The organism is Streptomyces sp. W16 (genome assembly GCF_033194735.1).
Taxonomy (GTDB): Bacteria; Actinomycetota; Actinomycetes; order Streptomycetales; family Streptomycetaceae; genus Streptomyces.
Map to the genome: position 1 here is coordinate 1 of NZ_JAWOAI010000345.1, position 10,837 is coordinate 10,837.

The window sequence follows — 10,837 nt, forward strand, 5'->3', positions numbered from 1 at the left end:
CTTCCGATCTCGAGCGGTTGCCCGCCCTGCGGTCACTCGTCCGTACCGAGGTCGCCGCCGTGCTCGGACACACGGAAGTCGACGCCGTGGACCGGGACTTCGCGGAACTGGGCCTCGACTCCCTGATGCGGGTCATGCTCTGCAACCGGCTGAGCCAGCTGACCGGGACACCCCTAGCAGTCACCGTGGCCTACGACTGGCCGGACACCGAACAGCTCGCCGAGCACCTGTACGGCGAGCTGCGCGGCACGCTGCCCGACGAGCCCGCCGCCGCGAACGTTCCGGCACCCGCGCGGGCCGGTGGACGCGGACGCGGAGCCGGGCAGTCGCTGCCGGCCCTGTACCGGCAGGTGTGCGAGACGGGTGACGTCGTATCGGCCATGCACCTGCTGGTGACCGCGTCCATCGGCGTGACTGCCTTCGGCCCCGAGGAGGCCGCCCGGCACACGCTGCCCCCGCTGCGGCTGGCCGCGGGCACCCGGGGGCCGGCCCTGGTCTGTGTTCCCGGCTTCGCCTCCAACCTGGGCCGCCCCTGGTACACCGGGCTCGCTTCCTGCTTCGAGGGCGAACGGGACGTGTTCGAGCTGCGGCACTCCGGGATCGACCACGGAGACGCGGTGCCGCGGAACCTGGAGACACTGACCGCGTCGCACGCCACGACCGTGCGGCACCAGCTCGGCGATCGCCCCTATGTAGTGGTCGGCCATTCCATGGGCGGATCGGCCGCCCACGCGCTCACCACGCACCTGACAGGCCTCGGCGCTCCCCCGGCCGGACTCGTGCTGATCGACTCGTACCACATCACCCCGGACCGGGAGGCCGAGCCGTGGCTGCTGTCCCTGCCCGCCCGGATCCCGCTGGCCGCCGGTGAGAGGTTCGACACCCTGGTGGATGATCTGACGCTGCTGTCGCTGGGCGCGTACACGCGGATGTTCCGTGGCTGGCAGCCCGAACTCACCAAGGTGCCAAGCCTGTTGGTCCGGGCCTGTGCACCACTGGCGGACATGCCGCCGCAGTGGCGGTCGTCCTGGCCCGGCGTCCAGGACACGACGGATGCCCCCGGCACTCATCTCAGCGTGCTCGAAGAGGACGCGCCGACCACGGCCAAGGCCGTCCGCGACTGGATCGACGGCCTCGCATAGCCCGGCGGGAGATCGAATATCTATGTTCGCGGCATGAGAAACGGAATTCACGGCCGCACACGCACGATCGCGCCGTGCTACTATTGATCTCAGTTGCAGTTGTGGTTGCCAAACCCTTCAGATGCCCGCACCGCCCTCCGAGGCGGTGGAGCATTTTTTTGTGTGTCCGGTTTTTCTTCCGGCGGGGTGATCATCACGGCGACACGGAGCCCGCACAGTGCGGACTCCGCTGACCGCCCCGAAGGAGAACAAAATGGCCAGTGGCACCGTGAAGTGGTTCAACGCGGAAAAGGGTTTCGGCTTCATCGAGCAGGACGGTGGCGGCGCTGACGTCTTCGCCCACTACTCGAACATCGCCGCCCAGGGCTTCCGCGAGCTGCAGGAGGGTCAGAAGGTGACCTTCGACATCGCGCAGGGCCAGAAGGGCCCGACGGCCGAGAACATCGTTCCTGCGTAACACCGACGTTAACTTCGCAGCTGGGGCCCGCACCTTGGGGTGCGGGCCCCAGCTCGCTGCATTTCCCATGCTTTCGGCGCTATTCCGCCGAAGCCACCGGCTCGTTCTTGCGATTCTCTGCGCCGTTCATTCACCGCGGGAATTCCTTGATACGTGCCATATCAAGGAAGGTTCCACATTGAACCGCGCACGTACAAATGATCGCTTCGCGCGAAAGCGCAATGGAAATCCGGAATCCGGAAAGAGCGGCGGCTACCGCTCGGCAGCTCCGTCCGGCAATCGCTCCAGCGCTCCGCGCCGCTCCAAGGGCGGCGGCGGCCGACCGGCCGCGCTGCAGGGCGAGTTCGCGCTGCCGAAGACGGTGACCCCCGGCCTTCCCGCCGTGGAGTCGTTCGCCGAACTCGACATGCCCGCCAAGCTGTTGGCCGCGCTCGGACACGAGGGCGTCACCGTCCCGTTCCCGATCCAGGCGACGACCCTCCCCAACTCCCTTGCCGGCCGCGACGTACTCGGCCGCGGCCGTACCGGCTCCGGCAAGACCCTCGCCTTCGGCCTCGCGATGCTGGCCCGTACGGCGGGCCGCCGGGCCGAGCCGCGTCAGCCCCTCGCACTCGTCCTCGTCCCGACCCGCGAGCTGGCCCAGCAGGTCACCGACGCGCTCACCCCGTACGCCCGTGCCGTCAGTGTGCGGATGACCACCGTCGTCGGCGGTATGTCGATCGGCCGCCAGGCCGGGGCGCTGCGCGGTGGCGCGGAGGTCGTGGTCGCGACGCCGGGACGGCTCAAGGACCTGATCGACCGCGGCGACTGCCGACTGGACAACGTCACCATCACCGTCCTCGACGAGGCCGACCAGATGGCCGACATGGGCTTCATGCCCCAGGTCACCGGCCTGCTCGACCAGGTGCAGCCGGGCGGCCAGCGGATGCTGTTCTCGGCCACCCTGGACCGCAACGTGGACCTCCTGGTCCGCCGCTACCTGACCGACCCCGTCGTCCACTCCGTCGACCCCTCCGCGGGCGCGGTCACGACGATGGAGCACCACGTCCTGCACGTCCACGGCACGGACAAGCAGCGGGCGACCACCGAGATCGCGGCGCGCGACGGCCGGGTCATCATGTTCCTGGACACCAAGCACGCCGTGGACCGGCTGGTCAAGCACCTGCTGAACAACGGCGTCCGCGCGGCCGGGCTGCACGGCGGCAAGTCCCAGCCGCAGCGCACCCGCACCCTCGCCCAGTTCAAGGACGGGCATGTGACGGCGCTGGTGGCGACCAACGTCGCGGCGCGCGGCATCCACGTCGACAACCTCGACCTGGTAGTCAACGTCGACCCGCCCACCGACCCCAAGGACTATCTGCACCGCGGCGGCCGTACGGCCCGTGCGGGCGAGTCCGGCAGTGTCGTGACCCTGGTCACCCCCGACCAGCGCCGTGACTTCACCCGCCTGATGACCATGGCCGGCGTCACCGCCGAGGTGACCTCGGTGCGGTCGGGCGAGGAGGAGCTGACCCGGATCACGGGCGCCCAGGCTCCCTCCGGCGTCCCGGTCGTCATCACCGCTCCGGTCGTGGAGCAGCGCGAGCGCAGCCGCCGCAGCCCCTCCTCCTCGTCGTCGCGCGGTCGTCGTGGCCGTCCCTCCACCGAGGGCCGGACCGGCGGCGGCTCGGCTCGCCGCGGCAACGGCGGCAGTGGCGGTGCCGGTGGCAGCAGCAGGGGCCAGCGACGCTCTTCCTTCGGCCCTGCGGCCTAGGGATCAACTCGGCCTCCTCGGGGGCCTGTTCGGACGGCTTCTCCTTCTCTCTGTGAGGCAACATGCGTTGTGTCATCGCCCGGTATCCCTTCGATCTCACCAAGCTGGGAGTCCTGGAGACGATGAAGGGCATCAAGCCCGAGCTGGTCACGGGTGAGTCCGTGACCATCGGGCGGCGCCGCTACCCCGTCAAGCAGGTGGGCCAGGTCATCACCCGGCAGGACCCGCGCGACTTCAACAGCGGCGAGGTCATCCGGGCCATGACCCGGCTCGGCTTCACCTGCCACGGCCTGCCCGAGGCCGTGCCCGTACACGTCCTCACGCCGATGGAGAACGCCTCGGCGCTGCTGGGCAGCGGCGCGACCCAGGACGTGTAGCAGCGACACCAGTACAACCGTGAGGGCCCTGCCGACGCGCGTCGGCGGGGCCCTCACGGCGTTCACGGGCTGGGCGGCACCCCACTGAACGAGCAGATGAACAGCGGGTTAGCATATGAGCGCCGCCTAGCTCGAAAGAGAAACCTGTGCCTGTCAACGAGGACTCGTTCACCAACTGGAAGAACCGTGAGGAGATCGCGGAGTCGATGATCCCGATGATCGGGAAGCTGCACCGCGAGCGGGACGTCACGGTCCTGCTGCACAGCCGTTCCCTGGTCAACAAGTCGGTGGTCAGCATCCTCAAGACCCACCGGTTCGCCCGCCAGATCGACGGCGAGGAACTCTCGGTCACCGAGACCCTGCCGTACCTGCGCGCGCTCACCACGCTCGACCTGGGCCCTTCCCAGATCGACATCGGCATGCTCGCCGCCACCCACCGCACCGACGAACGCGGCCTGTCCGCCGAGGAGTTCACCGCCGAGGCCGTCGCCGGTGCCACCGGCGCCAACAAGATCGCGTGCCGCGAGGGCCGCGATGTCGTGCTGTACGGCTTCGGCCGCATCGGCCGCCTGGTCGCCCGCCTGCTCATCGAGAAGGCCGGCTCGGGCAACGGTCTGCGGCTGCGCGCCATCGTCGTACGCCAGGGCGGGGACCAGGACATCGTCAAGCGCGCCTCGCTGCTGCGCCGCGACTCGATCCACGGCCAGTTCCAGGGCACGATCACCGTCGACGAGGCGAGCAACACGATCATCGCCAACGGCAACGAGATCAAGGTGATCTACGCCGGGGACCCGTCCGAGGTCGACTACACGGCGTACGGCATCAAGGACGCCATCCTCATCGACAACACGGGCAAGTGGCGTGACCGGGAAGGCCTTTCGCAGCATCTGCGGCCCGGGATCGACAAGGTCGTCCTGACCGCGCCCGGCAAGGGCGACGTCCCCAACATCGTGCACGGCGTCAACCACGACACGATCAAGCCGGACGAACAGATCCTGTCCTGCGCGTCCTGCACCACCAACGCGATCGTCCCGCCGCTGAAGGCGATGGCCGACGAGTACGGTGTGCTGCGCGGCCATGTGGAGACGGTCCACTCGTTCACCAACGACCAGAACCTGCTGGACAATTACCACAAGGCGGACCGTCGCGGCCGTTCGGCGCCGCTGAACATGGTGATCACCGAGACCGGTGCCGCGTCCGCCGTCGCCAAGGCGCTGCCCGACCTCAAGGCGCCGATCACCGGCAGCTCGATCCGCGTCCCGGTGCCGGACGTGTCGATCGCCATCCTCAGCCTGCGGCTCGGCCGCGAGACCACCCGCGCCGAGGTCCTGGACCACCTCCGCGATGTCTCGCTGACCTCGCCGCTCAAACGGCAGATCGACTTCACCACCGCCCCCGACGCGGTGTCGAGCGACTTCATGGGCTCACGCCACGCCTCGATCATCGACGCGGGCGCCACCAAGGTCGACGGCGACAACGCGATCCTCTACCTCTGGTACGACAACGAGTTCGGCTACTCCTGCCAGGTCGTCCGGGTCGTCCAGCACGTCTCCGGGGTCGAGTACCCGACGTATCCGGCACCGGCTGTCTAAGGCCTTCCGCCCCGGCGCGCCGAACATGTGACGGCCCGGCCACCCCCAAGTCGGGGCGGCCGGGCCGTCGTTGTCACAGACGTGCGTTGTGTCAGCGTGTACTGCGCTTACCTCGGTACAGCACCACGAACCCGGCGACGAGCAGCAACGCTCCGGCCACCGCGGGCCACAGATTCGCGCCGGTCTCCGCCAGCCCGCCCTGCGCCTGCGGCTGATTCGGGCCTACGGCGGCGTAGCTCTCCCCGCCCGAGGACGAAGCGGGCGGTGTCGTCGCGGCGCTGCCGACCTCACCGCCGGAGCCGTTGTCCGAACTCCCCTGCGTCTCGGTCGACTTGGAACCTTCGGTCTTCGTGTCGGCCTTGGGAACCGAGACGGCGGTCGTCAGGTCACCGGGGTCGGTGGTCTGGGTGTCGGTGGGCTCGGGGGCACTGGTCTCGGTGTCCGGGGCGCTGGTCGCGGGATCCGCGGTGGCCTGGCCACCGTTGTCGCCGTTCCCGCCGTTGTCACCATTCCCGGCGTTGCCGCCGTTGCCGCCATTCCCCTCGTCGCCGCCGTTCCCGGAGGGCTCGTCGGACGCGGTGGCCGTGGGCGCCGCCGTAGCGGTGTCGGTGGCCGACGGGGACTCCTGCGGCTCACCGGAACCCCCACCGGACCCGGAGCCGCCACCCGAACCGGAGCCGTCACCGGAGCCGGAGCCGGAGCCGTCGCCCGAGCCTCCGGGGTCGTTGTCCGTGCCGGCGCCGCACTTCTCGCCGTTGTTGATGCAGGTGACCATGTCGTTCATCAGGCCCTCGTCGAAGACGTTGATGAAGTCGCCGTGGTCCGTGACGGGCTTGTGCTGCTGCTCGGGGAAGGAGTCCACCGAGAACAGCGGGGTCGTCTTGCCGCCGTCCTGGAGGCTCGGCGCGTCCACGTCGTAGACGATCCGCTGCACCAGCTGCGGAATGGCCTTGAAGCCGTCCGGGCAGGCGCCGTCGGCGGCCTCGAAGGCCACGTGGGTGCGGTGGTTGGCGCTGTCGATGTTGCGGCCGTCCCAGCAGCTCTGGAACTTGAAGGTGCGCACGACGTCGCTGCCCGAGGGGCACAGCGGGTACTTGTCCTTGAGCTGCCGGTCCTCGAACCCGGTGCAGCTCCAGGAGGCGTTGGCGTTGGCGGGGCCGTTCACGAAGGCCTTGGCGTCACCGGTGATGATGCGCAGGAGGCGCGGCATCGCGACGACCTTGCTCTGCGGGTTGCCCTCGAAGGTCAGGGTGACCTGCTTGGCCGTGACGATCTCACCGGCGTTGCCCTCGGTGCCGCCGCCGGGCTTGTCGGCGTCCCGCTCCTGCTTGCCGTTCTGCAGGCGCAACACGGGCCAGTAGTAAGTGGACTTGTCGCCGGGGTTCTCGCAGCTCGTGTCGGCGTTCGCGAGGTCCTGGTCGCTGGCGAAGGCGTTGTTCGACTGGTTGCCGATGTAGTCGTGGAAGTGGTGGGCGCCGTTGGTGACTCCGGGCGCGACGATCACGTTGTCGGAGTTGAACAGGCCGTTCTCGTTCACCCCGCAGGCGGTGACGAACGTGCCGCGCGAGGCACCGGCCTGCTGCTGCGCAGCGTTCACGTTGGGCTGTACGGAGGTGATGTCCGCGTAGTCCGAGGCGACGGGCCCGTTGCTGATCTGCTGGTTGCCCTGACCGCCCTGGCCACTGGCGCTTGCACTCGCGCTCGCACTGGCGCTCTGGTCGTCGCCGTTGCCGTTGCCGTCCTGGTCCCCGGTCTCGTTCGTGGGTGCGATCAGGGTGCAGCCGGCGAGGGCGTCGAGCCCCTCCGGGCGGTCCCCGACGCGGTCGATGGCGTCGTCGATCCGTCCGATCGTCGCCGCCCGCTTCTCCTTCAGCGGATTCATGATCGCGTTGTCCGCGAAGGAGGCGTCCTGGCGTATGGACTCCGTCGAGTCCCGCAGTTTCTGGTAGGCCTCGGTTATCTGCTGGTCCAGATTCGCGAGTTCCTTGTCGACGTCGGTCTTCGCCTCGTCGGGCACCGTCGTCAACTGGGTGCCAATGTCCGGGCAGTCGATCGTCGCACCTCGCGATGCCGCGTCCGGGGACCCTTGTTGGGCGGAGTCACCGCCCCAACCACCTTCGGACGCCGACGCGTAGACGTTCGCCGCCACCAGTCCTCCGCCGCCCAGCATCAGGGCGACTGCTGCCATCGTCGCGCGTCGTGCGCCTGTGGGGCGTCTGCGCGTGTTGCGTGCCAAGGAAGTTGCTCCTACACGTATCGGTCGGCCCGGATCGTCCCGGCATGGAAATCCCCCGACCCAATACGGAAGCGGATCCCGATGTGTTCAACCGCCTCAAAAATTCATAGCGACCTCATATGGATCACCCGACCCGACGGGCCCCTGAGCCCTCGACACACCAGGGCGAGGTAAAGGTCACAAATACGTATCGGACATATCGCGCTTCAACCTTCACACGAGGCACACACGTTGGCTAAGTTGACGTTCAGGCCGTACGACCTACTCCGGCGATCGGCGCCGGGCCGCACGGCTTGCGCCGAGTCCGGCGTGTCGCTCGCGGCAGCCGGAGCCGGGGACCCAACCGAACTTGGGGTGAATCGGCCCAACTGCCCCTCGGGGCAAGGGCCGTAGGGCAAACCTTCCGTGATCGACGCCCGAACCCGACAGCTAACCCGGTAGGCGCGAAACGGAAGGAGCACGTCTGCCATGCCGGCAGAACGACGCACGCGCACCGGAGGCAGTGGCCCCACCGTGGACGACCGACCCAGCCGCGACGAAGTCCAGCGGCGGATCAACTCCCTTTACGACAGGGCCGAGACGGCCACCGGAAACTACAACGCCACGCGCAAGATGTCCGGGGGTCCGCGCCAGCGTGTCGAGCCCCGTCCCAGCGCGTCGCGCCCTTCCGACCCCGCCCTCGACGCCGTCACCAAGCAGTGGTTCGACCGGGCCCGTGCCCAACTCGGCCCGACCGTGCCGGCGATCCTGCCGCCCGGCAGGACTCCCGCCCGTCCGGCGGCCCGGCCCGAGCGAACCGAGCGGCGCCCCGAAGCCGAGAGCGGCGGCCGAGCACTCGAAGCGCAGCCCGGCCGCGCCGTGGCCGAACTGACCGCGGGGGCTGGCGTACCGGAGTCAGCAACCCCTCAACTCGCCGCACCTGTCGCAGAGTTGACCGCCGGCCCCATCGCCGCGCTGCCGCCCGCCGCGCCGCAGGCGCCCCAGATGCCTCAGATCGCCACACCGCAGTCGCCTCAGATGCAGCAGATGGTTCAGATGCCTCAGGCGACCGTCCTCGACCTGCAGCCCGTGCCCGCCATCGAAGTGCCGCCCGCGCCCGCCCTGGAACCGCAGCAATTCGCCGTCGCGGCCGCCCCGGCTCCGGTCTTCGACCCGCTCACCGCGGACCTGGAGCTGCTCCCGTACATCGCCGCACCACGCACCGAGTCCGCCCCGGCCGGTGCTACCTGGCCGCCTCCGGAGACCAGCTGGCCCACCCCGGAGACGACTTGGTCGACCGGGTCGATGCCCATGGTCCCCGAACAGCAGATGTGGTCGACCGGTCAGATGCCCGTCGTGCCCGAGCAACAGGCCTGGGCCACCGGACAGATGCCGATCGTGACCGAGCAACAGACGTGGGCCACCGGCCAGATGCCCGTTATCCCCGAGCAACAGGCCTGGGCTACCGGACAGATGCCCATGGTGACCGAGCAGCGGACCTCCTACTCCACACCGGATCCGGGCTGGCGCCCACCGCAGCAGGAGTGGCAGCCGACTCCGCCCGCCGCCGAGGTCTCCTTCGCCGCGACCCCGGCCGCCGCTCCGGAATTCACCCTGCCCACGGCTCCGACAATGGCCCCCGAGATCATTCTCCCCGCGGCCCCGACCTTCAGCCCGGCGCCCGTCGCGGCCGTACCCGACGCGCTGCAGGACCCGAGCACGCTCAGCAAGACCAGCACCGCACTCGCCTTCGCCCGCGCGCAGATCGGCAGGCCCTGCCTGTGGGGCGCGGCGGGACCGGACGCCTACGACTGCTCCAGCCTCACCCAGGCCGCCTGGAAGGCAGCGGGCGTCCTGCTCCCGCGCACCGCCCAGGAACAGTCGGGAGCGGGCGCCCTCGTCCCCCTCACGGACATCCGTCCCGGCGACCTGATCTTCTTCTACGACAGCATCGACCACGTCGGCCTCTACACCGGCAACGGCCTGATGATCCACGCGCCGAGCCCCGGTACGCCGATACGCGAGGAGTCGATCTTCTACGCCGGTTCCGCCGCCATCCGGGGCGCCGTACGGCCCGCCTGAGCCGCTCGGGGCCGGGTGTTCCCGGCCCCGGTCGCGTGCAGCCCGCTACTCCCGGCGGTCCGTGTCGTTGGTCTGTACGAGTGGTGGAACCCAGGACACGGTCGTAGCGTCGAACGAGAGACGGACGACGACTGTGTCCCGGCAGGCGGGCCCACCGCCGGTGCGGGTGCGGGGCGACGGGTACGAACAGGCGGCCGGGAGCGGACATGTACAAACACACCATGGTCGGAGTCGTCACGGTCTGTGCCGCCGCCCTGCTCGCGCCGGCGGTGGGCACCTCGTCCGCGGCCCCGGCGACGGTGCGCGCGCAACCGGTCGCCCACCAGCAGCCCGCGGTCCCCGTGCTGGTCGACTGCCTCTGGCATCCCGAGGTCCGCCCCGCCGACTTCATGCTCGCCTGCGGCGACGGCAACAGCCGCCTGGCGTCGCTGCGTTGGACCGACTGGGACGCCAACTCCGCGACGGCGACGGGCGTCAACTGGGTGAACGACTGCAAGCCCTATTGCGCGGCGGGCAAGTTCCACTCGTATCCGGTCGTCGTCCGCCTCGACAACGCGCAGACGTGGAAGCGGCATCCGGGAGTACGACAGTACGGCCGGATCAGCCTGACGTACACCGCCGGGAGGCCGGACGAGTTCGCGCACGTCGTGACCTATCCCCTCTGGAACTGAACCGACTCAGAGCGACAGCTCCACCACCAGCGGCCGGTGATCCGAGATCGCCGTCCTCGGTGTGTGTGCCGTCCCCATGGCGTCCGCGTCGAGCCCCGTCGCCAGGATGTGGTCCAACTGGACGCGCGGACGGTGCGAGGGGTAGGTCGCCTGCCCGGCCGGACCCCGCCAGCTCGGGCGCGCGGTCGCGTTGAGGGCGACCCGGGGCAGCGCGCCGATCAGGTTGAAGTCGCCCAGCAACAGCTGAGGTTGGGGCAGATCGGCAATCCAGCGGCGGACGGTGAGCAACTGGCCGACGTTCCAGCCCGGCACGAACGAGAGATGGACGGCCACCGCGGTGAACGGGCCGCACGGTCCTTCCAGTACGGCGGCCAGGGCGGCCCTGGGCTGATCGCGGGCCAGCACCGGAGCGGCCCGCCCGGCCACCTTCAGCGGCACGGCCAGCGGGCCCGGAGCGAGCCGTAGGGCCCGCCACTCTCGGACCGGCAGGCGGGAGAACAACGCGACGCCCTGCGAAGGGACTTGGGGCTCCAGGGCCGCCTCGGGTC

At 69.7% G+C, this 10,837-nt stretch carries 9 protein-coding genes and 1 riboswitch; of the genes, 7 read left to right on the forward strand and 2 right to left on the reverse strand.

The genetic code is table 11. The features are described 5' to 3' along the window. From R6V09_RS34775 to R6V09_RS34795, 5 genes are all read left to right on the forward strand, one after another. Positions 1-1,142, forward strand: a 1,142-nt coding sequence (locus R6V09_RS34775) for an alpha/beta fold hydrolase (protein WP_317885451.1), incomplete at its 5' end; no start/stop codon positions are given. A gap of 253 nt (positions 1,143-1,395) precedes the next feature. Beyond that, positions 1,396-1,599 (forward strand): cold-shock protein, encoded by a 204-nt coding sequence (locus R6V09_RS34780; RefSeq protein WP_019056860.1) that lies wholly within the window; start codon positions 1,396-1,398, stop codon positions 1,597-1,599. 178 nt (positions 1,600-1,777) lie between these two features. Next, positions 1,778-3,352, forward strand: a complete 1,575-nt coding sequence (locus R6V09_RS34785) for a DEAD/DEAH box helicase (protein ID WP_317885452.1) — start codon at positions 1,778-1,780, stop codon at positions 3,350-3,352. A 62-nt stretch (positions 3,353-3,414) separates the two neighbouring features. Further along, positions 3,415-3,729 (forward strand): SCO5918 family protein, encoded by a 315-nt coding sequence (locus tag R6V09_RS34790; RefSeq protein WP_317885453.1) that lies wholly within the window; start codon positions 3,415-3,417, stop codon positions 3,727-3,729. A 146-nt stretch (positions 3,730-3,875) separates the two neighbouring features. Then, positions 3,876-5,321 carry a glyceraldehyde-3-phosphate dehydrogenase gene (locus R6V09_RS34795; RefSeq protein ID WP_317885454.1) on the forward strand — a complete coding sequence of 482 codons (1,446 nt, stop codon included), beginning with the start codon at positions 3,876-3,878 and terminating at the stop codon, positions 5,319-5,321. A gap of 91 nt (positions 5,322-5,412) precedes the next feature. On the opposite strand, the gene R6V09_RS34800 is transcribed toward R6V09_RS34795, so the two are convergent. Beyond that, a complete protein-coding gene (locus tag R6V09_RS34800) occupies positions 5,413-7,509 on the reverse strand; it encodes a DUF1996 domain-containing protein (RefSeq protein WP_317885455.1) in 2,097 nt (698 codons plus the stop codon). A gap of 334 nt (positions 7,510-7,843) precedes the next feature. Further along, positions 7,844-8,017: riboswitch (cyclic di-AMP (ydaO/yuaA leader) on the forward strand. 8 nt (positions 8,018-8,025) lie between these two features. Here R6V09_RS34800 and R6V09_RS34805 point away from each other — a divergent pair. Beyond that, positions 8,026-9,618 carry a C40 family peptidase gene (locus tag R6V09_RS34805; RefSeq protein ID WP_317885456.1) on the forward strand — a complete coding sequence of 531 codons (1,593 nt, stop codon included), beginning with the start codon at positions 8,026-8,028 and terminating at the stop codon, positions 9,616-9,618. Between the two features lie 206 nt (positions 9,619-9,824). Beyond that, positions 9,825-10,289 carry a hypothetical protein gene (locus R6V09_RS34810; protein WP_317885457.1) on the forward strand — a complete coding sequence of 155 codons (465 nt, stop codon included), beginning with the start codon at positions 9,825-9,827 and terminating at the stop codon, positions 10,287-10,289. Positions 10,290-10,295: 6 nt separating this feature from the next. Here the strand turns inward: R6V09_RS34810 and R6V09_RS34815 are convergent. Further along, the coding region (locus R6V09_RS34815) for an endonuclease/exonuclease/phosphatase family protein (RefSeq protein WP_317885458.1) at positions 10,296-10,837 on the reverse strand (542 nt) is incomplete at its 5' end.